The 26,188-nt window shown below is 41.9% G+C and carries 22 protein-coding genes and 1 pseudogene; 21 read left to right on the forward strand and 2 right to left on the reverse strand.

All coding sequences use genetic code 11. The features are described 5' to 3' along the window. The first annotated feature begins 16 nt into the window (after positions 1-16). From OCU78_RS01720 to tldD, 20 genes and pseudogenes are all read left to right on the forward strand, one after another. Complete coding sequence (locus OCU78_RS01720; RefSeq protein ID WP_137374394.1) at positions 17-856, forward strand: ExeA family protein; 840 nt, start codon at positions 17-19, stop codon at positions 854-856. Continuing rightward, complete coding sequence (locus OCU78_RS01725) at positions 847-2,046, forward strand: tetratricopeptide repeat protein (protein WP_137374395.1); 1,200 nt, start codon at positions 847-849, stop codon at positions 2,044-2,046. The genes OCU78_RS01720 and OCU78_RS01725 overlap by 10 nt, the downstream gene beginning before the upstream one ends. After that, positions 2,036-3,760 carry a GspE/PulE family protein gene (locus OCU78_RS01730; protein ID WP_137374396.1) on the forward strand — a complete coding sequence of 575 codons (1,725 nt, stop codon included), beginning with the start codon at positions 2,036-2,038 and terminating at the stop codon, positions 3,758-3,760. Before OCU78_RS01725 ends, OCU78_RS01730 begins: the two co-directional genes overlap by 11 nt. Positions 3,761-3,771: 11 nt before the next feature. After that, a complete protein-coding gene (locus tag OCU78_RS01735; protein ID WP_137374397.1) occupies positions 3,772-4,992 on the forward strand; it encodes a type II secretion system F family protein in 1,221 nt (406 codons plus the stop codon). A gap of 3 nt (positions 4,993-4,995) precedes the next feature. Further along, positions 4,996-5,451, forward strand: a complete 456-nt coding sequence (locus OCU78_RS01740) for an MSHA biogenesis protein MshF (RefSeq protein ID WP_137374398.1) — start codon at positions 4,996-4,998, stop codon at positions 5,449-5,451. A gap of 79 nt (positions 5,452-5,530) precedes the next feature. Further along, positions 5,531-6,106: a prepilin-type N-terminal cleavage/methylation domain-containing protein gene (locus OCU78_RS01745; protein WP_137374399.1), complete on the forward strand. Its 576-nt coding sequence runs from the start codon at positions 5,531-5,533 to the stop codon at positions 6,104-6,106. Between the two features lie 35 nt (positions 6,107-6,141). Beyond that, positions 6,142-6,603, forward strand: coding sequence for a type II secretion system protein (locus tag OCU78_RS01750; protein WP_137374400.1), 462 nt, complete (start codon positions 6,142-6,144; stop codon positions 6,601-6,603). Positions 6,604-6,733: 130 nt separating this feature from the next. Then, the gene (locus OCU78_RS01755; protein WP_137374401.1) at positions 6,734-7,231 is read left to right on the forward strand and encodes a prepilin-type N-terminal cleavage/methylation domain-containing protein; all 498 of its coding nucleotides are present in this window, start codon (positions 6,734-6,736) and stop codon (positions 7,229-7,231) included. Positions 7,232-7,233: 2 nt separating this feature from the next. Beyond that, positions 7,234-7,596 (forward strand): type IV pilus modification PilV family protein, encoded by a 363-nt coding sequence (locus OCU78_RS01760; RefSeq protein ID WP_137374585.1) that lies wholly within the window; start codon positions 7,234-7,236, stop codon positions 7,594-7,596. Next, positions 7,596-8,318, forward strand: a complete 723-nt coding sequence (locus tag OCU78_RS01765; protein WP_137374402.1) for a prepilin-type N-terminal cleavage/methylation domain-containing protein — start codon at positions 7,596-7,598, stop codon at positions 8,316-8,318. The genes OCU78_RS01760 and OCU78_RS01765 overlap by 1 nt, the downstream gene beginning before the upstream one ends. After that, positions 8,308-8,754: an MSHA biogenesis protein MshP gene (locus OCU78_RS01770; protein ID WP_137374403.1), complete on the forward strand. Its 447-nt coding sequence runs from the start codon at positions 8,308-8,310 to the stop codon at positions 8,752-8,754. The genes OCU78_RS01765 and OCU78_RS01770 overlap by 11 nt, the downstream gene beginning before the upstream one ends. 30 nt (positions 8,755-8,784) lie before the next feature. After that, positions 8,785-8,877, forward strand: a pseudogene (locus OCU78_RS22930) (DUF6701 domain-containing protein); the annotation flags it as partial. Between the two features lie 151 nt (positions 8,878-9,028). After that, the gene (locus OCU78_RS01775) at positions 9,029-10,072 is read left to right on the forward strand and encodes a rod shape-determining protein (protein ID WP_017062957.1); all 1,044 of its coding nucleotides are present in this window, start codon (positions 9,029-9,031) and stop codon (positions 10,070-10,072) included. A gap of 94 nt (positions 10,073-10,166) precedes the next feature. Further along, complete coding sequence (gene mreC, locus OCU78_RS01780; RefSeq protein WP_137374404.1) at positions 10,167-11,054, forward strand: rod shape-determining protein MreC; 888 nt, start codon at positions 10,167-10,169, stop codon at positions 11,052-11,054. Beyond that, positions 11,044-11,532 (forward strand): rod shape-determining protein MreD, encoded by a 489-nt coding sequence (gene mreD, locus OCU78_RS01785; protein ID WP_137374405.1) that lies wholly within the window; start codon positions 11,044-11,046, stop codon positions 11,530-11,532. The genes mreC and mreD overlap by 11 nt, the downstream gene beginning before the upstream one ends. 4 nt (positions 11,533-11,536) lie before the next feature. Further along, a complete protein-coding gene (locus OCU78_RS01790; RefSeq protein ID WP_167494060.1) occupies positions 11,537-12,106 on the forward strand; it encodes a Maf family protein in 570 nt (189 codons plus the stop codon). Positions 12,107-12,127: 21 nt separating this feature from the next. Beyond that, positions 12,128-13,597: a ribonuclease G gene (gene rng / locus OCU78_RS01795; RefSeq protein WP_137374406.1), complete on the forward strand. Its 1,470-nt coding sequence runs from the start codon at positions 12,128-12,130 to the stop codon at positions 13,595-13,597. A 10-nt stretch (positions 13,598-13,607) separates the two neighbouring features. Next, positions 13,608-17,504, forward strand: a complete 3,897-nt coding sequence (locus tag OCU78_RS01800) for a YhdP family protein (RefSeq protein WP_137374407.1) — start codon at positions 13,608-13,610, stop codon at positions 17,502-17,504. A 61-nt stretch (positions 17,505-17,565) separates the two neighbouring features. Next, positions 17,566-18,378 carry a carbon-nitrogen hydrolase family protein gene (locus OCU78_RS01805; protein ID WP_137374408.1) on the forward strand — a complete coding sequence of 271 codons (813 nt, stop codon included), beginning with the start codon at positions 17,566-17,568 and terminating at the stop codon, positions 18,376-18,378. A 21-nt stretch (positions 18,379-18,399) separates the two neighbouring features. Next, positions 18,400-19,845 (forward strand): metalloprotease TldD, encoded by a 1,446-nt coding sequence (gene tldD, locus OCU78_RS01810; RefSeq protein ID WP_137374409.1) that lies wholly within the window; start codon positions 18,400-18,402, stop codon positions 19,843-19,845. A gap of 154 nt (positions 19,846-19,999) precedes the next feature. On the opposite strand, the gene OCU78_RS01815 is transcribed toward tldD, so the two are convergent. Next, positions 20,000-21,403: a PhoH family protein gene (locus tag OCU78_RS01815; RefSeq protein ID WP_137374410.1), complete on the reverse strand. Its 1,404-nt coding sequence runs from the start codon at positions 21,401-21,403 to the stop codon at positions 20,000-20,002. Between the two features lie 435 nt (positions 21,404-21,838). On the opposite strand from OCU78_RS01815, the gene rapA reads away from it, so the two are divergent. Then, complete coding sequence (gene rapA / locus OCU78_RS01820; protein WP_137374411.1) at positions 21,839-24,748, forward strand: RNA polymerase-associated protein RapA; 2,910 nt, start codon at positions 21,839-21,841, stop codon at positions 24,746-24,748. Between the two features lie 106 nt (positions 24,749-24,854). Here rapA and OCU78_RS01825 read toward each other — a convergent pair whose 3' ends face one another. Further along, positions 24,855-26,129, reverse strand: a complete 1,275-nt coding sequence (locus OCU78_RS01825) for an NRAMP family divalent metal transporter (RefSeq protein WP_137374587.1) — start codon at positions 26,127-26,129, stop codon at positions 24,855-24,857. Positions 26,130-26,188: the final 59 nt, after the last annotated feature.

The raw sequence follows: 26,188 nt of genomic DNA on the forward strand, positions 1-26,188 counted from the left end.
AGGTTAATTCTACTGAATGTATCAATCTCACTTTGGTTTTGAGCGTCAGCCCTTTGCGTTAACGCCTAATACGGACTTGTTTTACGGATTGCCTCCTCATTTTGAGGCAATTCAAACCGTAATCTCAGCATTAAAGATGGGAGAAGGGGTTATCAAAGTCACTGGTGAAGTGGGGACTGGTAAGACAATGGTTTGCAGAATGTTAGTTAACCATCTGCAAGAATCATCAGCACTTATTTACCTACCTAACCCTGTATTATCCGGTGCTGTTTTAAGACAAGCAGTCGCGACAGAATTAGGCTTGAGCATTGAGAATGAAGTGACAATTGTCGATGAAATTCAGCACAAGTTGATTGAGCTGCATAAAGCAGGAAGAAGGGCTGTTGCGGTGTTAGATGAGGCTCAGGTTCTTTCTGATGAAACGCTGGAAACACTGCGATTATTTGGCAATTTAGAAACTGAAGATGAAAAATTACTTCAACTTGTTTTGCTAGGACAACCGGAGTTAGATGAGCGGCTAGAAGCCCATCATTTACGGCAATTTCGGCAAAGGATAAGTTTTAGCTCTAAGCTGAGATCATTAAAACTTGATGAAACGGTAGCCTATATTGGTAACCGTATTGAAAAATCTGGCGGGAATGATGGTGTGTTTACGTTAAGCCATAAAAAAGCGATATGGCGCTCTTCTCGTGGGATACCAAGGCTAATCAACCAACTTTGTCATAAAGCGCTCTTACTTTGTTATAGCGAGCAGAAAGATAAAGTTGAGAATCAACATTTATTTATAGCAATGCATGAAACCTATGATGTGGCTAAGCCTAAATTTAAAACCCCAATGTTGTGGGGATGGGATTAACTATGAGTGTTATTAACAACGCTTTATCTGAGCTATCTAAGAAAGACGCATCGCCCTCGATAGAGGCCGCGGTCATTCCGCCAGTGAAAGGGCGCTCTCCATGGGTTTGGGTTGCTGCTGGTTTTGGGATTAGTTTAACTGTCGGAGGATGGGCGATATCTCAGTCACCAACCATTGACTATACTGATTCAATTTCGAATTCCGCTCCTACTCAATCAAGCATGCAAGTAGAAGAGACTTCAAGTCGTGTTATCACACCTGTCACTCAAAAAATTATAGTGCCGGCATCTATATCTGATTCTCAAGAGATCGTATTAGCAGCAGACCCTGCTAAAGGTATCATCAAGGAAAATAAAGCAACGAACCTTAAACCAGTCGTTGTGGAACAAAAGAAAGCAGAACTCACTTCTAATCAGTCATCTGAAAAAAGAAAAGAAGTGACACCTGTACTTGTGGCAAAAGTGGCTCAGAAAGACACGCCTCAAGTCACTTCCCTCACTAAAGCTGCTAAGCCAAAACAAACTTCTAAAGTAACTACAAGCACAGAGGGTCAAAGTAATACTTCATCCGCAATTCTTATAGAGCAAGTCGAGCTTACACCTGAGCAGTTAGCTGATAATGCGATTGGTCGGGCTAAAAAAGCATTAGATGGTAATGACTTACTCATTGCGCTGACCAGTTATACTGAAGCGCTGCGCTATACGCCTCGTAATGAAGATGTGAGACAAAAGCTTGCCATACTTTATTTTGGTAAAGGTGATACACGTAAAGCTTATGAGCTACTGCAAACTGGTATTCGTTTGAATACAGACAGTGAAGGGTTACGACTCGGCTTATCTAAGTTGTTAATTAAGGCAAATCAGTCTGAAGCGGCTTTAAGCCCGCTAGTCCACCTTCCACCTAAACCAAGTAAAGACTATTTATCAATGCGTGCCGCTTTAAGCCAAAAAGCGCAGCAAGAACAGATGGCGCTAGAAAGTTATCAAGAGTTAGTCAACATTGATGGTGATAATGCGCGCTGGTGGCTAGGGCTAGGCATACAGCAAGAGCGTCAATTTGATTTAGCTGGTGCGACTCACTCGTATGAGCAGGCCTTAGTCAGGGTTGGGATCTCATCTCAATCACAGAACTTCGTCCGTGACAGGTTAAAAATATTGAAAGATTTAGAGGGAACGACGAGTGCAAATTAGATTAAGAAAGCGCCTTGGTGACTTATTAGTTGAAGAAGGGATCATCACAGAACCCCAAGTTCAGCAGGCATTAGCTGCTCAAAAGAGTACTGGTCGGAAGTTGGGTGATGCACTTATTGAGCTGGGTTTTTTATCTGAACAACAAATGCTGACTTTCTTATCGCAGCAGTTAGATATTCCACTTATCGATTTAAGTCGTGCCAATGTTGATATTGATGCTGTACAGCTTTTACCTGAAGTTCATGCTCGTCGATTAAGAGCGTTAGTCATTGGTCGTAATAGCGATACCTTAAGAATTGCTATGAGTGACCCCGCCGACTTGTTCGCTCAAGAATCGTTATTAGGTCAACTTGGTGATTATGCTATTGAGTTCGTAATAGCACCTGAAAGACAGCTTGTTGATGGCTTCGATCGTTACTATCGTCGAACAAAAGAAATTGCTTCATTTGCTGAGCAATTACAAGCAGAGCATCAGGTAACGGAAGCTTTCGATTTTGATATCACTGATGAAGATAGTGATGAAGTTACCGTTGTAAAATTGATTAACTCTTTATTTGAAGATGCTATTCAGGTTGGAGCCTCGGATATCCATATTGAGCCGGATGCTAATGTATTGCGACTGCGTCAACGTATCGATGGTGTGTTGCATGAAACGCTCTTAAATGAAGTCAACATAGCTTCTGCGTTGGTTCTACGTTTAAAGTTGATGGCAAACCTCGATATATCTGAAAAGCGTTTGCCTCAAGATGGTCGATTTAACATTCGTGCAAAAGGTCAATCGGTTGATATTCGTATGTCGACTATGCCTGTACAGCATGGTGAATCGGTTGTGATGCGTTTGCTTAACCAATCTGCGGGTTTAAGAAAATTAGAAGAATCAGGTTTACCTGCGGATTTACTTGTAAGGTTAAGGTCTCAGTTACGTCGTCCTCATGGAATGATCTTGGTTACAGGCCCAACGGGGTCGGGTAAAACAACCACTCTTTATGGTGCTTTAACGGAACTTAACCAAGCAAGTAAGAAAATCATTACAGCGGAAGATCCCGTTGAGTATCGCTTACCACGTATTAACCAAGTTCAGATCAATCCTAAGATCAACTTAGATTTCTCGAATGTGTTACGAACATTTTTACGTCAGGATCCCGATATTATTCTTATTGGTGAGATGCGTGATCATGAAACGGTAGAGATAGGTTTAAGAGCCGCACTGACTGGTCACTTAGTTTTAAGTACTTTACATACCAACGATGCAGTTGATAGTGCTCTGCGTATGATGGATATGGGAGCTCCTGGTTACTTGGTTGCAAGTGCCGTTCGGGCAGTAGTAGCCCAGAGACTGGTGAGAAAGGTTTGTACTGATTGTAAAGTTGATGATGAATTAGATGAAGCGAGAAAGCAGTGGCTGAATGTTCGTTTCCCCAATCAATCGTCCGCATCCTTTACTAAAGGTCGAGGTTGTCAGAACTGTAATCTGACAGGGTATAAAGGTCGAATTGGTGTATTTGAAATGTTGGAATTAGAACATCACATGATGGACGCACTAAGAGCAAATGATGCTGTTGGTTTTGCTCATGCTGCTCGCCAATCTAAAAACTACAAACCGTTATTGGCATCCGCAATGGAGTTGGCATTGCAAGGCATTGTGAGTTTAGATGAAGTGATGAATTTAGGTGAGGGAGATGCATCAGGCTCAGCCGATGCTATCTTGCTTTAGGAAGGTAAGTTATGCCAACGTATCGCTATGTCGGTCGAAGTTCAGATGGAAGCCAAGTTTCAGGTCAAGTGGAAGCTAACTCTGAAGATCTAGCTGCAGAAAGCTTGATGGGGAAAGGTATTATTCCTACCTCTATTTCGCTGGGAAGCAGTGGTTCGATGCTTAATATGGATGTATCGGCTTTATTTACGCCGAAGGTGCCGCTAGAGGTGCTCGTCTTATTTTGTCGACAGCTATTCAGCTTGACCAAAGCTGGTGTTCCGCTTCTTCGCTCAATGAAAGGCTTAACGCAAAATTGTGAAAATAAGCAGCTAAAATCAGCCCTTGAAGAAGTCGTAGCTGAGCTGACAAATGGTCGTGGGTTATCTGCCTCAATGCAGATGCACCCTAAAGTATTCACCCCCTTATTTGTTTCTATGATCAGTGTCGGTGAAAATACCGGTCGCTTAGACCAGGCATTATTACAACTTGCAGGATACTACGAGCAAGAAGTGGAGACGCGAAAACGAATAAAAACAGCAATGCGATACCCAACTTTCGTGATCAGTTTTATTGTGATTGCTTTGTTTGTTTTGAATGTAAAAGTAATCCCACAGTTTTCAAGCATGTTCAGCCGGTTCGGAGTTGATTTACCTCTCCCTACCCGTATTTTGATTGGCATGTCTGATTTCTTTGTAAATTACTGGGGGCTGCTTGTTGGGATCATATTTGGTCTTATCTTTGCTTTTAAAACCTGGAAAGGAACAGATAAAGGCTTAGAAACTTGGGACAAATTCCGCTTAAAAATGCCCGTTATTGGCGGAGTTGTGAATAGAGCTCTATTGTCTCGATTTTCTCGAACTTTCGCTTTAATGCTAAAAGCGGGTGTACCTCTTAACCAATCTTTATCATTATCGGCAGAGGCCTTAGATAACCGATTTTTAGAGTTACGAGTACTCGAAATGAAAGCCGCAATTGAGGCGGGAAGCACGGTTTCTTCGACGGCAATTAATAGTGAAATATTTACCCCTTTGGTTATTCAAATGATTTCGGTTGGTGAAGAAACTGGTCAAATCGATGAGCTACTTTTAGAAGTATCAGATTTTTACGATCGAGAAGTGGACTACGACCTAAAAACATTAACAGCTAGGATCGAACCTTTTTTGCTTGTTATCGTTGCAGGCATGGTATTGATTCTAGCCCTAGGTATTTTCTTACCTATGTGGGGAATGTTAGACGCAATTAAGGGATAAGCTATTATTTTTGAGCAACGCCGCGCGCGGTTTGTTATATGGTTTTCATTAATCGTTATTTTATTAATGACGTTGATGAGTGCTTGGCAATCTGTTGAAGAAGAAGCAACAAATACTGCTGTGATTGTCGCGAGTAAGCGAATGCTGGAGAGAGCAAATTTATTTAAGCAACAATATTTATTGTATGGGAAGAAAAATATAGCGGAAACTAGCGGTGAAATTCACTATAGCAATACGGGGTGGCTTTTACCGATAGCAGAAGACAGTCGGAGCTGTGATTTTTGGCTTTCACAGCTTTATCCCAAAAAACAGATTTTAGGAGTAGGCTCCCCTATTATCGAAGATATGAGTAATCAAACGCAGTTTCATTGTCGTTATCATTATACAAATAAGTATCAAATTGATGTGCAGCTCAATCAAGAGCGTTTTAATATAAAGGCCAATATATTGGCTTTATGATTTTTTGACAGTATTTGATGTTTCATATACATGCGTAAATGTATAATATGTTATACCAATTAGATGAGTAGGTAGAAAAATGATTAAAAATCAAAAGGGTTTCTCCCTTGTCGAATTAGTTGTTGTGATAGTTGTTGTTGGTTTATTAGCAGTTGCAGCCCTTCCTAAATTTTTGGATGTGACTGATGAAGCAAAAAAAGCAAGCATAGAAGGTGTCGCAGGTGGCTTTGCTACTGGCGTATTATCAGCAAGAGCACAATGGGAAGCCGAAGCTAGACCTTCAGAAACCATTGGTGATGAAGTGTACAATACGGTAAATTATGATGGTGTCGACTTTTGGTTAACAAGATCAAAAGACAGTGGCAATGTTGATACTGATTTCCGTGATGGCTACCCATGGGCTTTGAATGAGAACTCGACTTCTTTCCCTGGAAGCATTACAGATACAGCATGTGTCGAATTAATGGATAATCTACTTCAAAATCCGCCTAAAGTTGGTACTTTGACTGAAGTAGCAAGTAGTGAAAATTTCAAGTATTCGGCGCAAGCGGATAGTGAAAACTCTTACTGCACTTATATTCAATTAGAAGGCAGTACGGAGCATCAATTCGTTTACGAAATTAAAACTGGTCGTGTGACCGTAACTTTGCAGTAACCCTGCTTATATTGAAACATAGAGAGAGTCCAACTATGAAAAGACAAGGCGGTTTCACCCTAATTGAGTTAGTGGTAGTAATTGTTATTTTAGGTATTTTAGCAGTAACTGCAGCACCTCGTTTCCTAAACTTGCAAGATGATGCTCGTGCTTCATCGTTACAAGGTTTGAAAGGTGCTATCGATGGCGCAGCTGGTATTGTTTATGGTAAAGCGGCTATTGATGGTTTAGAAGCTAGCGGTGCAAGTAGTGTAGATGGTATAACAACAGCATTTGGTTACCCAACCGCTGACGCTGACGGTATTGGTGAAGCAGTTGTTGGTTTAACAACTGATTGGACTGTAACAGCTGTTGCTGCAGGTGAGAGTATTACATACTCTTTCCCTGGAACTGCTTCTGCAGCTGCAGCTTGTATTGTTACTTATACACAAGCTACTGGGACAACAGTTGCCTCTGCTGCAACTACTTCTGTTACACAAGGTGCTGGCTGTCAGTAATCTTTAGTAAAAGGCTGGTATTGACCAGCCTTTTCTTTATCTATTCCTTCTAAATATATACACCAGCCTACACGTCTTTTTTCATTTTACCTTATAATCTAGATATACAAATTAACCACTTAGGGCTTATATGGATCTAAAGTCAAACAGCGGTTTCACCTTAGTGGAATTAATTGTAGTGATTCTTTTACTCGCGATTATTTCAGCGGTTGCCATAAGTCGCTTTGGTGGGCGTCAGAGTTACGAACTGTATGCTCTGCAAGAGCAGGTTTCTTCTATTGTTCGGCAAGTTCAGTTAAATCGAATGCAATCAAATATGGATATGTCAGCTTCTGGCGCTGAAGATTTACGTTTGGTGGCTGAGAACAATTGCATCGGTTCACAATCTGCTTGTTCAAAATTGTCTGAAACGAGAAGTGATGTTATCACTAGTGATAACTATAGCTTTTCATCTGTACCAGCATCGAACTATTCTTCTCCAATTGAATTCAGCCTTTTAGGCAACCCAGAAAATACAGCCTCGTCAGGCGTTCAAGTTACAATCTCATCAAATAATACTTCAGACAGAGCTTGGGTTTGCATTAATTCTCAAGGGTTTGTTTATCCAAGTAATCAGGTATGCCCATGAACATAAAGAATGGGAAGAGCGGCTTCACACTCATCGAATCCATTATTGTGATTGTACTTTTGGGTTTTGCAATGCTCGCATTCTCAACATTTCTTGCTCCGCAATCTGCGCTTTCAGGGCAAGTGAATTATTCCAATCGAGCGTCTGCACTGGGTCAGAGCATTATGACGGATCTTCTCGCTCGAGATTATGGGTCAGTAAGCTCCGGAACACCGATAGTTCTTGGCAGCTCTTATACTAATTTTAATGTAAATCTAACGGTTGATAACAATAACCCAACGGCTTCAATGCAAAAAATGACGCTAGTAATTACCGCCAGTAATAACCCTCCTATTACGTTAGTTGCCTTCAAAGGGGAGTACTAATGAAAGGTAGAGGCTTTACGCTGATAGAGATGATTTTGGCAATTGTGATTTCAAGTGTAATCATGCTTGGGGTTGCTAACTTTACGGAATTAGGGATGAGAGGCTATTTTGGTTCTGTTGAGCGTTTTCGGTTACAAACGGAAGCTAGGTTTGTGCTAGAGAAGCTGTCCCGCGAAGTGAGACATGCAGTACCCAATATATTCCCATCAGCAGTGAGCAGTGGCTGTGTTTCCTTTTACCCGATTGTCGATTCAGGTTTTTATGCGGTTTCAGGAAGTGATATTAATTTTTTAGTTAGTGATGCAGGGGCAACCAGCGCATCATTACAATCCATGTCTTTAGTCATCAACCCTACGCAACCTCACACAGCTGTGAGTGGCGGCGTCAATAATGTATTTTCTCTTAGTGGTATCACATCACTACCCTCGGAAGATTTCTTCACTATACCTAGTGGTGCAACTAGTCTCATTGGTGGGTCTGTGAGCAACAGGCATTATGTCTTTGATGAAAATAATCTAGTCGAATACTGCCTTGCTGCTAATAATCTAATGACTAGAAATGGCATAATTATAAGCGACCGAATTGTCGTCGATAATAGTGTTTTGAGTTATCAGCCTGCGACAGTGCAAAGCAATGGGTTGGTAGAAGTGATTCTAGAATTTGAAGAAAATAACGAATCGACAATGTTTGAGCAAGATATACAGGTGATCAATGTCCCGTAAATCAAATCAAGAAGGCAGTATGCTGATCATTGTTATTTTCATCATTGTGGTGCTTGGTTTTCTTGCCGCGAGTTTGAGCCGAACGAGTTGGTCAGATAATGATTCAAACACTAGAACAGTTTTGGGAACACAAGCTTGGCTGTTAAGCCATTCAGTGAATGAGTATGTTATGACGCAATTCTATCCTGATCCCGATCCGCTATCTTCTTCAGCAGTCCCTACTGTTTGTACTGACCCTATGCCGGGAGCCGTTATTACGGTTGCAAATGCCATAGTTACTGAGTCTGCAATGAACTGTTCTCTTAACCAACTACAATGTTCAAGCCGGGGCGAGTTAGATGACTTGGTTTTTTATGTTTTAGAGTCATCGGTTGTCTGCGGTTCAGGAATTAGCCAAGTTCAACGAAATCAAGAAGTGTGGGTAAGGGAAAAATAAAGCAATACACCATGACTAAGATACACTTGAGAAGAAGACCCTTCATCTGTTGTTACGTTTGGTATTTATCGAGGTAGTGATCGAGTCATTTTCCGTGGAGAAAGTGGGCTCATTGGTCAGTAATAAATATAAAATTTAGCGGTTAAGTAAGGAATCTGTCAGAAATTGCGGGTTTCAGTCCATGTTTATACTTCAATGCCTTGCCGTGACAGCAAGGCATTGGTACATTTAGTGCAATTTTTGTCTTCTAATTCTTGCAGGATGAGCGAAGAATATGTTTAAAAAACTTCGTGGCATGTTTTCAAACGACCTATCGATTGATCTAGGTACAGCCAATACCCTTATTTATGTTAAAGGCCAAGGCATTGTTCTTGATGAGCCTTCCGTTGTAGCTATTCGCCAAGATCGTGCGGGTTCTGCAAAAAGTGTTGCAGCTGTTGGTCACGCTGCTAAGCAAATGCTTGGTCGTACTCCAGGTAATATTTCTGCTATTCGTCCAATGAAAGATGGCGTTATTGCAGACTTTTACGTAACAGAAAAGATGCTTCAGCACTTTATCAAACAAGTGCATGACAACAGCGTACTTAAACCAAGCCCACGTGTTTTGGTTTGTGTTCCTTGTGGCTCAACACAAGTTGAGCGTCGTGCTATCCGTGAATCAGCGCTAGGTGCTGGTGCTCGTGAGGTGTACCTTATCGATGAGCCAATGGCCGCAGCGATTGGTGCTGGCTTGCGTGTATCTGAACCAACGGGTTCAATGGTTGTTGATATCGGTGGTGGTACAACTGAAGTAGCGGTTATCTCACTGAACGGCGTGGTTTACTCGTCTTCTGTTCGTATCGGTGGTGACCGTTTTGATGAAGCGATCATCAACTACGTTCGTCGCAACTACGGCAGCTTGATCGGTGAAGCAACAGCAGAGAAGATCAAACACGAAATCGGTTCAGCTTACCCTGGCGATGAAGTAGAAGAGATCGAAGTTCGTGGTCGTAACCTCGCTGAAGGTGTACCGCGTAGCTTTAGCCTAAACTCAAACGAAATCCTTGAAGCTCTTCAAGAGCCGCTATCTGGTATTGTATCTGCAGTGATGGTTGCACTTGAACAGTGTCCGCCAGAACTTGCTTCTGATATTTCAGAAAACGGTATGGTACTGACTGGTGGTGGTGCACTGCTTAAAGATCTTGATCGTCTGCTAACAGAAGAAACAGGTATTCCTGTTGTTGTTGCAGAAGAACCTCTGACATGTGTAGCTCTTGGTGGCGGTAAAGCGCTTGAGATGATCGACATGCATGGCGGCGATCTGTTCAGCGAAGAATAATCATTCAGTGTTAGGCTATTTTGTCTTTAACGTAAATACAAAATAGCCTAGGACCTTGTCTATAGGATCACATATAGCTCTAGGACCCATATAAATGAAGCCAATTTTTGGTAGAGGCCCTTCTCTACAATTGCGCCTGTTTTTTGCTGTAATCGTATCAGCCAGCCTTATGCTGGCTGATAGTCGTTTAGATGCTTTCTCAAATGTCCGCTATCTATTGAATAGCATGGTTGCTCCAATTCAGTACACTGCGAATCTTCCACGCACTATGTTTGATGGTGTGTATGAAAGATTTAATACTCGTCAAGGGCTTATTGAATCAAGCCACTCTCTAAAGCGAGAGGTTTTACGCTTAAAAAGTGAGCTCATTCTTCTTGAGCAGTACCAAGAAGAAAACCAGCGTTTACGTAAACTCCTTGGATCTCCCTTTGTTCGTGATGAAAGAAAAGTAGTAACTGAAGTCATGGCAGTCGACACCTCACCTTATCGCCATCAAGTAGTGATAGATAAAGGCACTATTGATGGTGTGTATGAAGGTCAGCCTGTCATTAATGAAAAGGGTATTGTTGGGCAAGTGACATTTGTTGCTGCGCACAATAGTCGAGTGCTACTACTTACTGATGCAAATAATGCGATTCCTGTGCAAGTTATTCGTAACGATATCCGTGTTATTGCTTCTGGTAACGGAAAAGTTGATGAAATTCAGCTGGAACACATTCCAACAAGCACTGATATTCAAGAGGAAGACATGCTTGTTACATCAGGACTAGGTGGTATTTATCCTGAGGGTTACCCAGTCGCTTATGTTTCATCGGTTAATTATGATCCTCAGCGAGAGTTCGCGGTGATCAAAGCAGAGCCTGTGGTTGAGTTTGATCGACTTAGATATTTATTGCTGATTTGGCCGGATGAAAATAAACAATTACAAGTCGAGAAATCGAGTATTGAGCAAGTCATGCTAGAGGGTGAAAATGGCCAATAGTGTATTGAGAAGTAAAATCGTTATCGGCTGCTCCTTTTTGGTTGCACTGGTTTTACAAACGATCCCATGGCCTGGCAGTTTAGATTTATTCCGACCATCTTGGTTGCTATTAGTCACTTGCTATTGGGTATTGGCATTGCCACACCGAGTTAACGTGGGAACCGCTTTGATTTTAGGTCTACTCTGGGATCTACTTATTGGTTCTACCCTCGGCATTCGAGGGATGATGATATCCATAGTGGTTTATATCATCGCTTTAAACTTCTTGGTTATTCGTAATTTAGCTTTATGGCAACAAGCCTTGATCATTGCAGCGCTGACCGTTTTGTTCGAAGTATTTATATTCTTTGGTGAATATTTGATCCAGGATGTGGTATTCAACCCATTGTCGCTATGGAGTGCATTGATAAACTGTATACTTTGGCCATGGATGTTTTTGTTAATGAGGCGTGTTCGACGTCATTGGCATGTTAGGTAATGTAATGATTGAGCAACATAAATTAATTTTAGCGTCAGGCTCACCGCGTAGAAAAGAGCTTCTTAGCCAATTGGGTTATGAGTTTTCTATCTTGATTACTGATATTGAAGAAGTAAAACAAGATCAAGAACTTCCGGAAGAGTACGTAAAGCGTCTATCTTTAGAGAAGGCAATGGCTGGTTTAGCTTTATCAGAAAGCGATGCCGTTGTACTTGGCTCTGATACGGTTGTGGTTAGCCATGGAAAAGTGCTAGAAAAACCAAAAGATTACGATGATTCAAAGCGAATGCTTGAGCAATTATCAAATAGCCAACACCAAGTGATGACTGCAGTCTCCGTGGTGACGGGCGAAAAGCAAAAAACAGACGTTGTTATTACAGACGTATGGTTTAAGCCCCTTAGCGAAAAAGAAATAGAACAATATTGGCAATCTGGGGAGCCATGCGATAAAGCAGGTAGTTATGGTATTCAAGGGCTTGGAGGACGCTTTGTCACCCGAGTTGAAGGTAGTTTTTACGCCGTAGTCGGCTTACCTTTATTTGAAACAGACCAACTACTGCAAGAATTCTTATAGTTTTAAAATTTGAGGTGCACCATGAGTGCTGAATTGCTGCTGAACGTGACTCCGAGTGAAACTCGTGTGGCCATGATTGAAGGGGGATCTCTTCAAGAAATCCATATAGAACGTGATTCGAGACGTGGGATCGTTGGAAATATTTATAAAGGTCGAGTAAGTCGAGTATTGCCGGGGATGCAAGCTGCGTTTGTAGATATTGGGCTTGAAAAAGCTGCATTTTTACACGCGTCAGATATTGTTCCGCATACTGAATGTGTTGCTGAAAATGAAAAGAAGCAATTTCAGGTTCGTGATATTTCAGAACTCGTTCGTCAAGGACAAGACATCGTTGTACAAGTAGTTAAAGATCCGCTTGGAACAAAAGGTGCTCGTTTAACTACGGATATTACTTTGCCTTCTCGCTACCTAGTATTTATGCCTGGTGCGAGTCATGTTGGCGTTTCTCAACGTATAGAAACCGAATCTGAACGTAACCGCTTGAAGAAAGTTGTATCTGGTTACTGTGATGAGCATGGTGGCTTTATTATCCGAACTGCTGCTGAAGGGGCTGATGCTCATGAACTTTCTCAAGATGCAGCTTTCTTAAAACGCTTGTGGTTAAAAGTACTTGAGCGCAAAGGTAAGCATAAAGCCCGTACTCGTTTGTATGGTGAGCTGTGTTTAAGTCAGCGTATTTTGCGTGACTTTGTTGGTACTGAGCTGAGTAAGATCCAAGTCGATTCACGGCAAGAATTTGAAAACTTGAAAGAGTTTACTTCTGAATATGTACCTGAATTAACGGATAAACTCGAGCTATACGAAGGTGATAAGCCAATCTTTGATATGTACGATACGGAAAACGAAATTCAGCGTTCTCTTGATCGTAAAGTAGAGCTTAAATCTGGCGGATACTTGATCATTGATCAAACGGAAGCCATGACCACTGTCGATATCAATACTGGGGCTTTTGTTGGTCGCCGTAACCTTGAAGAAACCATTTTCAATACGAATGTGGAAGCGACTCAGGCGATAGCTCGCCAATTACGTCTTCGTAATTTAGGTGGCATTATCATTATCGACTTTATTGATATGCTCTCTGAAGAACATCGTAAGCGTGTACTTACTTCATTAGAAGCGGCACTTGATAAAGACCGAGTGAAAACCAACATTAATGGTTTCACACAACTTGGTTTAGTTGAAATGACCCGTAAGCGTACACGAGAAAGTATTGAACATATCCTTTGCTCTAGCTGTCCTACTTGTGAAGGCAGAGGTAGCGTCAAAACAGTCGAAACGGTGTGTTATGAAATATTGCGAGAAATCACTCGTGTTAACCGAGCTTATGATGCCGATAAGTTTGTTGCTTATGCTTCACCAGCTGTGGCTGAGACATTAGAAGGCGACGAGTCTCACGCATTAGCGGAGCTTAAAGTCTTCATTGGAAAAGACGTTAAAATTCAAGCTGAACCTCTATATATTCAGGAACAGTTTGACGTAGTCATGATGTAGTAGGTCTTTTGTGAGTTCAGGTCTTACCCGTTTACTGCGCGCATTATTGTGGTTAGTTGTTACTGTATTGGTCATGTTGGCGATAGCAGTAACAACGTTGCGTGTTGCTTTACCAAATTTAAATAAATATCAATCAGATATCGAATCCTGGGTTAATCAAAATTCAGGTTTTGAATTCTCTATTCAAGATGTGAGTGGATTTTGGCGAAATACTCACCCTTCTATTGCTATTCAAGGCGTTAAAGCCATTTTTCCTCAGTCTGAAAATTTACAGTTTTCAGTTGAACGTGTTGAAGTGGAATTCGACCTCATTCAATCCGTTTTACTTATGCAGCCTGTCGTCACTGATTTGATCATGAACGAAATGGCGGTCGATGTTCGCTCTTTAGATATTTTAGGGACGAAATCAAAAAATGATTCACTAGAAGTAGCGCAAGAAAGTTTGGATTCAGATGAGTCCTCAAAGTCTAAAATGATAAAGGAGTTAGATAACTTCTTATTGAAAACGCTGGTGGATTTTACAGTTAAAGACTCTTCTATCCAGTATGTTTCGATTTCAGGTGAAGAGCGCCAGCTCGATATAGAGCACCTTAAATGGCGAAATTCAGGTGAACAGCATTTAGCTGAAGGTGTCGTAAGCATTAAAGATGCTAACCTGAACTCTTTGTCAGTAAGCGCTAACTTTATTGATGGTGGATCATTAGTTGATGTATCCGGTGAGTTTTATGTAAGTGCTGATAGCGTTTCAATTCAACCATGGCTTACTCACTACATGCAGGCTGAGTCTGGAATAAAGAGTGGAACAATAAGCTTAAATAGTTGGTTGACTCTAAAAAACAGCAAGCCTGTTGATGCTTATGTTGAAGTTCTACCTTCTGAGCTTAGTTGGACAGAAGATGGAGACCATGATTTTTTAGTGGAATCAGGTGTATTTAAGTTATCTCCTACGGAGAATGGCTGGCAAGTAAATGGTCACTCACTTAATTTGAGAACGGACGATACTCAATGGCCTGAACTTGATGTTGCGTTTGATTGGCAACATGACTTATGGCATTTGAATGTGTCTCAGGTTGAGGTTTCCGCTCTTACGCCCTTAATTAAGCTAATGCCTGATTCAGCCACTTCTACTAAATGGATTGAAAAACTCAATCCTGCTGGTGTTATTGAAGACATTCGAGTTTCGATGGGTGAAGAACTAGAAAGCCTTCGCTATTCTGCAAGTTTTCGTGATATGTCATTAAAACAGTGGGATTTGTTGCCTGGTTTTAATCATGTCTCAGGCAGAATTTCTGGTTCAACAGTTCAAGCATATACCAGCTTATCCGTCATTGATGACGTATTTCCGTATGGTGAAGTTTTCCAAGCCCCATTAAATATAAAGCAAGGTCAAGTCGACATTGTTTGGCAGCAAGATGAGTCTGGTTGGAGGTTATGGTCAGATAAAGTCACAGCTGCCACACCAGATTTGCAAGTTCTGGGCGCGTTTCGTTTAGACTTTCCAAATGATAGTAGCCCGTTCTTATCATTTTATGGTGAGGCAGACGCATACAATGTAGGTGAAACTTGGCGTTACTTACCGACTCTCGCCTTAGGGCAAGATCTTACCGATTACCTTTCAACGGCTATTCAAGGCGGAAAAGCTGAGACTGTAAAGCTGTTATGGCATGGCGAATTAGCTCAATATCCATATTCAAATAATGAGGGTACCTTTCAGGTATGGGTTGGGTTAGAGGAAGCGAAATTTAGTTTTGATACAGCTTGGCCGCTCATTACCGATTTGCAATTAGATCTCTTGTTTGAAAATGATGCCATGTATTTGGATTCTCGTTCAGCTCAATTAATGGATGTAAAAGCAAAGCGAATTACAGGGCGAATTCCTTACCTTGGGGAAGGCGGTCACATAGAAATTGAAGCAAGTGCTGCCGCTTCTGGTAATGCTGTGCGCAATTATATGACCTCAACACCACTGGTTGATTCTGTGGGGGCGGCTTTAACTGCTTTACAGGTAGACGGAAAGGTAGATTCTAAATTTCAGCTGTATATTCCTTTTGACTCCAATGTAGAGTCTAGAGCGTGGGGCTATGCTGACTTAAAAGGTAACCATGTCGATATAAAAGCTCCGCCAATAACGCTGGAAAATGTGACGGGTAGAATTGAGTTTGATAATGATGTAGTGACTGCAAATGGTCTCGCTGCGGAGTTATTAGAACAAGGTATTTCTGTTGATTTTAAAGGTGAAAATGAAGGTACTGGCTATGTTGTTGATATCGATGTTCTAGGGGACTGGGATACCGATCCTTTAGTACCTTATATTGGTGAACGTTGGTTGAGCCGGATTTCAGGGCATGCTCCTTGGCAGACTGGAATCGATATTCAATTAAATGATATTGGTTTTACGTACCAACTCGATCTGCAATCTGATCTTAAATTTATTGCTAGTGAATACCCTTATCCATTAGCTAAGAAATCATTAGAAAATGGTGCTTTAAGGCTTCAGGCTTCGGGGAATCAAGAGTCAATTACGGCCCGTCTACAACTACCTAATAGTAAATATCAAACTGAGATTGATATAACTGGTGAAGTGCCAGTTCTGACCGCGACCAATTTAGTACTTGGTCGTGGTGGATATAAAATTAGCCCTGTGGTTGGACACAATGCCCTCATTCGTACGGATAAATTCAACCTAGATGATTGGCTTAGTGTCACCGATCACTCTGAAGCGGATAGCAAGGCGGTGTTGAGTACTATGAACACCCCTGAAATCCCAATGCCAGAGCGAGTGACCCTTGAAAGTAAGCAGTTAACATTAGCGGGTATTCAGTGGAATGATGTTGACTTCAAAGCTCGCAAGCAGAACTCGGCTTGGAAAGTACAGCTTAAGAGTCAGGAAGTTGAAGGTGATATCCACTATTTAGAGCCATATGATCTGAGTGTTTCTCTGGATAGGTTACACGTGTTTGTTCCTGAATGGTCTACAGAAAAGAAATCAGAGCCGTTATTAAAAATTAAAGAGGAACAGGCTCCATTGATCTCGAATTTTGACCGTAAGATCCATGATCTAATGCCGAATGTGACACTTTTAATCGACGACTTGTGGTTACAAGGTTATAAGGTCGGAGAGGTGAATGTTGAACTTTTACGCCAAGAAGATCGTATTGAATGGGAAAAGATCCAGGTTCGCAGTGGTACAAATAAAGCCGACATTAGTGGTTGGTGGAAACTGGATGGTGATATTAGTCAGTCTACGCTGAATGTTGATATCGAAGGCGAAAATAACAGTGAGTTAATGGAGCGTTTCGGTATCACCTCTGGGATACAAAAAGCTCCATTTGAGCTTCAAGCGAATATGACTTGGGACGGATCGCCATGGGGAATCAAAACCGATACTTTAGACGGTAATGTCGAGACTAAGTTTGGTAAAGGCATTATTTCAGATGTAAGTGGTGCTGCTAGGCTTCTTGGGTTGTTCAGCTTGGACTCGATCATTCGTAAGATGCAACTCGATTTCTCTGATGTATTCGATAAGGGCATGGCATTTAACTCAATTACAGGAACTGGTGAGTTTCAAAGTGGGATTTTCTTAACCAACGATCTGAATATGGATGCCGTTGCGGGTGAAATGCAGATCAATGGTATTGCAAACTTGAATACGAGGTTGGTTGATGCTGAAGTGAACTTCACACCAGATATCACATCCGGTATTCCAGTTTTGACGGCGTTTGCGGTAACCCCACAAACGGCTTTGTATGTACTTGCGATTACAACAGTTATCTCGCCAGTTGTGGAAGTTTTTACTCAAGTAAACTACTCAGTGAAAGGACCTTTAGACTCGCCTACGGTTAGTGAATTATCACGAAGAAAAGGTGAGTTTAAATTACCTGAAAAATTAAGAAAGTTAGCCGAATAGATAGCCGTTTTAATAACAGCTATTGAGTCAGGCTATACTCAATAAAGAATGGAGCAAACACATGGATAGTGTTGGTTTAATCCAAATGACTTCAGGAGCGGACCCTGAACTAAACTTAGCTTACATCACCCAAGAAGTGATTCGATGTAAAGCTCTCGGCGCTAAGTGGGTCGTGTGTCCTGAAAATGCATTAATATTCGGGGCGAAATCCGATTACCACCGATACGCAGAAAAGATCGGCGAAGGTGTTATTCAAACGCAGTTATCCGAATTAGCTAGAGAACAGCGAATTTGGATTGTGATTGGAAGTATGCCAATACAGACCTCGAAAGGTGTGACCACTACTACATTAGTGATTGATGATTTTGGGGCGATAGTTGCCCACTATGACAAGCTGCATATGTTTGATGTGGATGTTGCAGATGCGCAAAAGCATTATCGAGAATCTGATATTTTTACGGCTGGAGATAAAGTCGTTACCGCAGAAACGCCTTTTGGTCGCCTGGGTTTGAGTATTTGTTATGATGTGCGATTTCCTAACCTGTATTCGGAATTACGTAAGCAAGGTGCGCAAGTCATGATTGTCCCGGCAGCCTTTACTGCGGTAACAGGTGAAGCACATTGGGAAGCATTGTTAAGATGCCGAGCCATTGAAACCCAATCTTGGGTTGTCGCTGTTGGTCAGGGTGGCATTCATCCGTGCCTAAGAGAAACCTGGGGTCACTCTATGGTTATTGACCCATGGGGAAGAATCGTGACCCAATTAGGACAACAAGCAGAAAGTGTTGTAGTCGAGTTAGATATTACAAGTTGTGAGTCCATCAGAAAGAATATGCCGATAGCGCAACATACTCGTTTTACCAACCAATTTTAATTTAAATAACAAGAGCTAGATATGAGCATTAGTCAAATTGAAGAAGCGCTACTCAACCCTACAGGGCTTACGGAGCAAGATATCGCAGATACATTAGCGAGCATTGCGACCCGCCAGGTTGATTATGCCGATATCTATTTCCAGTCTAGCTGGCATGAATCTTTAGTACTTGAAGATAGCATCATCAAAGATGGTTCATTCAATATTGATTGTGGTGTGGGTGTTCGTGCTGTTGCAGGCGAAAAAACAGGTTTTGCTTATTCAGACCAAATTCAGCTTGAAGGTCTGAAGCAAAGTGCTATTGCTGCTCGTGGTATTGCACAGCAAGGTCAAAGCGCTTCTGTTCAAGCGTTTAAACGTAATCAAAATCAAGCTTACTATGATGCTGTAAACCCGCTAGCGAGTTGGGAAAAGCAGCAAAAAACAGAACTACTGAAATCATTAGATGCGTACATTCGTACTAAAGAGCCAATGGTAACGGAAGTATCGGTAAGTTTGAGTGGCGTGCATGAGCAGATGCTTGTTGCCGCAACCGATGGAACTTACGCAGGTGATATTCGCCCGCTAGTTCGACTATCTATTAGCGTATTGGCACAAAAAGGCGATCGCCGTGAAAGAGGCAGTGCTGGTGGCGGTGGTCGTTTCGGTTACGACTTCTTCTTATCTGATCAAGATGGTTCTAAAGTCGCTTTCCAATTCGCAGATGAAGCAATTCGCCAAGCATTAGTCAACTTAGAAGCGGTTGCTGCACCTGCGGGCGCAATGCCTGTCGTATTAGGTTCAGGTTGGCCTGGCGTTCTACTTCATGAAGCGGTAGGTCACGGTTTGGAAGGTGACTTCAACCGTAAAGAGTCTTCAGTGTTCTCTGGGAAAGTAGGTGAGCAAGTGACATCAAGCCTTTGTACTATTGTTGATGACGGTACGCTAACAGACCTACGTGGTTCACTGAATGTGGATGATGAAGGTGTGAATGGTCAATACAATACCTTGATTGAAAAGGGTGTACTAAAAGGCTATATGCAAGATAAGTTGAATGCACGTTTAATGGGTGTTGCACCAACAGGTAATGGTCGTCGTGAATCATATGCACATTTACCTATGCCGCGTATGACAAACACGTACATGCTGCCGGGCGAGCATACACCGGAAGAAATTATTTCAACGGTTGAGAAAGGTATTTACGCGCCCAACTTCGGTGGCGGTCAAGTTGATATCACTTCTGGTAAATTCGTATTTTCTGCATCAGAAGCGTACATGATTGAGAACGGAAAAATCACTCACCCAGTCAAAGGTGCGACGTTAATTGGTTCTGGTATTGAAGCCATGCAGCAAGTTTCTATGGTGGGTAATGACCTAAGTATCGACCGCGGTGTTGGTGTGTGTGGTAAAGCGGGTCAAAGTGTACCTGTAGGTGTTGGTCAGCCAACATTGAAGCTAGACTCTCTAACTGTTGGTGGTACTGAGTAAGTCACTCCAGATATCTGCCTAGTGAAAACTCATTCGCTAAAAATTAATAGATAAGAAGCGCCTCCATTGTGAGGCGCTTTTTTATTGGTTTCGATTTATATCGGCTTTAGGTTAAACCTGTTTAGAGTCTGCATTTTGGGATACAACAGAGCTATTACATATTCTCTTCTGCAAACTCAGCGAGTCGGCTGCGCACTACACCATTTAAATGAATATTCGCGCTGCCTTCAAAGTTTTTAAATCTTTCCACCATGTAGGTGAGACCAGAAGTCACAGGAGTTAGGTAAGCCGAATCAATCTGAGCTAAATTACCAGAGCACACAATCTTGGTGCCTTCACCGCAACGTGTAATGATGGTTTTGATTTGAGATGCGGTCAGGTTCTGGCATTCATCCAAAAGTACAAAGGCATTTTGGATGGATCGCCCACGCATGAAGTTGATCGATTTAAATTGGATGTTGGCTTTATCACAAATGTATTTCATTGAACCTTCCGTGCAGTGATCGTTTTTGTGTAAAGCTTCTAGCGTATCGGTAACCGCTGCTAACCAAGGAAGCATCTTTTCTTCTTCTGTGCCCGGTAAAAAACCGATAGATTCACCAATGTCGGGGGTATTGCGAGTTACTATGATCTTATCGAATTGTTTACGTTCAATGGTTTGTTCAAGTGCAGCTGCCATAGCCAGTAACGTCTTTCCGCTGCCTGCCGCCCCCGTTAGAATGACCAAATCAATATCCGGGTCGAGTAGCGCGTCTATAGCCATGCCTTGGTAAACATTCTTAGGGGTAATATCCCACGCTCTTCGATTCATTATCCTTTCACGGCTTAAGTCTCTCAGCGTTATATGCTCTGTGGTAATTTCTTCCACTCGCCCTGCGAAATCACTGTGTTGATCGATGATGTATTGATTAATGAAAGTCGGCTCAAAAGGCTCACGAGCCATGGTATGCAGTGTTTTACCTGCAACATTTCGACTCTCTACATTATCAATACCATCCCAAAATACGCCCTCAATCTGTTGAAACCCTTTCGTTAAATATTGAATATCATCAATTAACTGATCGGTTTGATAGTCTTCAACGAAGCGAACGCCAGCGCCTTTCGCTTTCAGCCGCATGTTGATGTCTTTGGTGATGAGCACTATTTCACGAGGGGCTCGTTTATTCTGTAGGTAGATAACAGCGTTGAGAATTCGATTATCCCCCGCTTTATCATCATTGAAAGCTTTGACCGTTTCTTGAAGCTCATAGTCAGCGAGTATCGAAATGGTGCCAGACGCTTCAGCACCTTTGTTTCCTGAAGCTTGAATGTCTTTAGAAAAGGGAATGCCTTCTGATATTTGCTCGGGGGTGGCATCGTGAAAGAGATCTTCTAAAGTTCGAATGGCGACTCGAGCATCTCGTGCAACATCGCGCTTACTGTCTTTAATTCGATCGAGCTCTTCGAGGACTGTCATTGGAATGACGACATCATGCTCTTGAAATGAATAAATCGCATAAGGTTCATGAAGTAGGATATTGGTATCTAAAACGAACAGTTTCCGTGTGGTATCGCCCATAGCATCTCCTTGCCGAAAGTCGGCTTGTATTGCATTGATTGAATACGGGTTTAAGTCGTTAAGTATTAGAGTAAGTGTAGATAAATACTTAACCAATGAGGCAAATTTAAAGTATTGGGCTTGGTATTTTTATTTGAATACGCTTCATACCGTCACTTCTATTAATCTGCTATCTATAGATTAAGCATGAATTTTTTTCAGTTTTATTTCATTTAAGAAAACTAAAAAAAAGCATGGAAATAGCGACCTTTAGACGTGACCTAAATCACAGCATCAAGTAAGATTAGCGACCTTTTTCTATACCATTCTCTAACAAGCTTTATTATCGAGCGTTGATTAGAAAAGTGGCGGAAAGTTAAACGTTTTTTCACTACTATAAAAATAGCCATTTAGAAAAAGACCAAATTACACACATTAAGATGAGGTAGTCGATTCATGACATTTGCTTTGGGGCAACGCTGGATTAGCGATACGGAAAGCGATTTAGGTTTAGGTACCGTTGTAGCAATGGATGCTCGCACAGTTACAATAATGTTTGCGGCATCAGAAGAAAATCGTGTGTACGCACGAACTGAAGCACCCGTAACCCGAGTAACGTTCAATGTCGGTGATGTTATCGAGTGTCAAGAAGGTTGGTCTTTGAGCGTCGAAGAAGTGATTGAAGATAAAGGTCTTCTTACTTACTTAGGCACGCGTACAGACACTGAAGAAGGTGGCATTGTTCTTCGTGAGATCTTTTTGAGCAATCAAATTCGTTTTAACAAACCTCAAGATAAATTGTACGCCGGTCAGATTGATCGAATGGATAACTTTGTTTTACGTTACCGAGCACTAAGCAATCAATATCAACAGCATAAAAGCCCAATGCGTGGTTTATGCGGAATGCGTGCCGGTCTAATTCCTCATCAGCTTTATATTGCTCATGAAGTCGGTCGTCGTCATGCGCCACGAGTATTACTCGCTGATGAAGTTGGCTTAGGTAAAACCATTGAAGCAGGTATGATCATTCATCAACAAGTGTTGGCTGGTCGTGCTGAACGAATCTTAATTGTTGTTCCTGAAACGCTTCAACATCAATGGCTTGTAGAAATGATGCGTCGTTTTAACCTGCATTTTTCTATCTTTGATGAAGAACGCTGCATCGAAGCTTTTGCTGAATCAGATAACCCATTTGATACTCAGCAATATGTACTTTGCTCTCTTGATTTCTTGCGTAAAAGCCGCAAACGTTTTGAACAAGCACTGGAAGGTGAGTGGGATTTACTGGTTGTGGATGAAGCTCATCACCTTGAGTGGAGCCAAGAAAAACCTAGCCGTCAGTACCAAGTTATTGAAGGTTTAGCGGAGCAAACTGCGGGTGTCTTATTGCTTACTGCTACTCCTGAGCAACTAGGTCGTGAAAGTCACTTTGCTCGTCTTCGTTTATTGGATCCTGATCGCTTCTATGATTACGAGGCTTTTGTTGCAGAAGAAGATCAGTACGCACCTGTTGCAGATGCCGTAACGGCTTTATTCTCAGGAATGAAGCTTGAAGATAGCGCTAAAAACCAAATTACAGAGCTATTGTCTGAGCAAGATGTCGAGCCACTTTTCCGTATTATTGAAGGCGATAGCCGCGAAGAAGAAAAAGCAGCGTCACGCCAAGAGTTGATTGATAACTTAATGGATCGTCATGGTACTGGACGTGTGTTATTCCGAAATACACGAGCTGCGATTAAAGGTTTCCCTAAGCGAAACGTGCATTTATTACCAATGGACATCCCGTCTCAATACACCACCTCGATGCGTGTATCTGGCATGATTGGTGGAAAGATGGCACCTGAAGCTCGTGCCATGAAAATGCTTTACCCTGAAGAGATCTTTCAAGAGTTTGAAGGTGAAGATTCAAGCTGGTGGCAATTCGACTCTCGCGTTAACTGGTTACTTGAAAAAATCCAAGAAAAGCGTAGTGAGAAAGTGTTGGTTATCGCTTCTCGTTCTAGTACTGCTCTGCAATTAGAGCAAGCTCTGCGTGAACGTGAAGGTATTCGTGCCACAGTCTTCCATGAAGGCATGTCTATTATTGAGCGCGATAAAGCTGCAGCGTACTTTGCACAAGAAGAAGGTGGAGCGCAGGTTCTAATTTGTAGTGAGATTGGTTCTGAAGGGCGTAACTTCCAGTTTGCAAATCAACTGGTTATGTTCGATTTACCATTTAACCCTGATTTATTAGAGCAGCGTATTGGTCGTTTAGACCGTATTGGTCAATTGCGTGACATTGATGTACATGTTCCTTATCTGAAAGGTACATCTCAGGCGATTCTTGCTCGTTGGTTTGATGAAGGTTTAAATGCTTTCGCTGAAACTTGTCCAACCGGCCGTACCGTGTATGACAAATTCTCAGGTGAGTTGATTTCTATGCTTGCTTCGGGAAATACCGAGCAGCTTGATGAAGTCATTGCTGAGTCTGCAAAACTAAACAAAGCGTTAAAAGCGGATCTTGAAAAAGGACGAGATCGCCTATTAGAAATGCATTCTAATGGCGGTGATAAAGCGCATGATATTGCTGAGAAAATTGCTTCAACTGACGGCGATACTAACCTTGTTACTTTTGCTTTGAGCCTATTCGATACGATTGGTTTGAACCAAGATGATAAAGGCGAAAATGCGTTAGTAGTAACACCGTCAGAACATATGATGGTACCAAGTTACCCTGGCCTGCCTTATGAAGGGGCAACTATCACATTTGATAGAGAAACTGCGCTTTCTCGTGAAGATATGAACTTCATTAGCTGGGAACACCCGATGATTCAAGGTGGTATTGATTTACTACTGAGCGAAGGTGTGGGCACATCTGCGGTTTCATTATTGAAAAATAAAGCGCTGCCGGTTGGCACCATTTTACTTGAGCTTGTATACCTTGTGGATGCGCAAGCGCCTAAACGAAGTGGGATCAGTCAGTTCTTACCTAAAACGCCAATTCGTCTAATGATGGATGCTCGTGGTAATGACCTATCTGCTCAAGTGGAATTTGATAGCTTTAACCGTCAACTAAGTCCTGTTAACCGACACCTAGCAAGTAAGTTAGTAAGCTCAGTTCAAGCCGATATTCATAGTTTGATTGAAGCTGGTGAAGCTCAGGTATTGCCGAAGGTTGAGGAAGTGAGAGAGCAAGCTCAACAAGACATGCTGGCGAATCTTAATGGTGAGTTAGAACGTTTACAGGCCTTGAAAGCGGTTAACCCTAATATCCGTGATGAAGAACTTGAAGCGATTGAGACTCAAATTACTCAGCTAACGGGTTACATCAGTAAAGCGCAAGTACAGCTAGATTCATTACGTCTGATTGTGGTTTCTCATAATTAATCACTAATAAAAGCATTATGAAATATTAAATAAGGCCTTCATTTGAAGGCTTTATTTGTATCTAGGTTTCAGAGGTTTACTCTAAGTGAGCGGTTTAAAGAACCGATTAAATAAACCATTTCCACCAAACGAATACCGCAAGAAATCCAAAGAGGTAGATTAAGCCTATAATCGAAAGTCCTTTGAGCTTACTACCCATTGCCAGTTCTTCCGGCAACTCAGCTTTGCTTACAAGAATGTAGTTAAGAAGAGCAAAAAATGGCGTAGTCACAAAAGCCATGATCATCGCAAAGTTAAGCATTGGCATAAGTGCTGAAGTGAAAAAGGCAACAATTGCCAAAGCCAGTACTGAAATAACAATGATCCAAGCTTGAGTGAACCCAGGTTTTGCTTCTTGTTTGAAGAGTAAACGTTGAGATTCAGCTAACACACGAGCATAGCCATCAATAACCGTAATTGTACTACCAAAGATACAGAAGAAGGCAATCACGGCAATAAGCGGTCGAGACCATTCACCAATCGTTGTGGCATACATTCCAACAAGCTGTTGAGCAAAACCCATACCAGATCTTGAAAATTCAACACCAGATCTGTGTAGGACTAAAGCACCAAGAGCAAGGAATACAATGGCTAATAACGCTGTGCCGATATAACCGACATTAAAATCAAATAAGGCAGACTTAGCGGTAACGTCCTGTTTGTTCACCTGACTTTTTAACCACATTGAAGTGATACTTGAGATCTCGATTGGCGCAGGCATCCAGCCCATTGTTACGACTATAAAACCTATTGCGGCTAGAGACCAAGGTGATGGTGGAACAAAAGCGTCGGCAGGTTCAACGGGAGAACCAAGAGCCATCGCAACGGCAGCTAATGTCGTAATGGTTAGGGTTGCCATGATCACTTTGGATAGGCTGTCTAAAGCGCGGTAGTGCCCTGCAAATAAAATAATCAGACAGGTGGCTAGGACAATCATACACAGCGTGGTAGTAGCGAGTTCGACAGGAATAAAATAACTGAGCAAACTGGCGCTAAATAACAATAAAGCGGCGGTGTTTACGACAGCAGAAATACTGCTCAGAATTGAGAAAATAATAAGGTAAGGACGGCCTAAGTTTGAGTAGCCTTCAACCAAGCTTTGCCCCGTGCCCATCGTGTATTGAACACCAGCTCGAAAGAATGGGTATTTGAAAACGTTGACTAAAAGAATAAGACCCGCAAGCTGCCAACCATAAATGGCACCTGCTTTCGTTGAAGCGACAAGGTGAGATCCGCCAACCGCCGCTGCTGCCATCATTATCCCTGGTCCTAAAGAACTGAGCAGCTTTGTTATTGCGTTAGATTTTTGGGGTTCTTTTGTCGGGTGAGCCGTATTTTCCATCATCCATCCTTTGATGTGTTATTTTATTGTTAAGGAAACCATCTTTAACACATTTGATT

The sequence above is a fragment of the Vibrio gallaecicus genome (assembly GCF_024347495.1).
Classification (GTDB): domain Bacteria; phylum Pseudomonadota; class Gammaproteobacteria; order Enterobacterales; family Vibrionaceae; genus Vibrio; species Vibrio gallaecicus.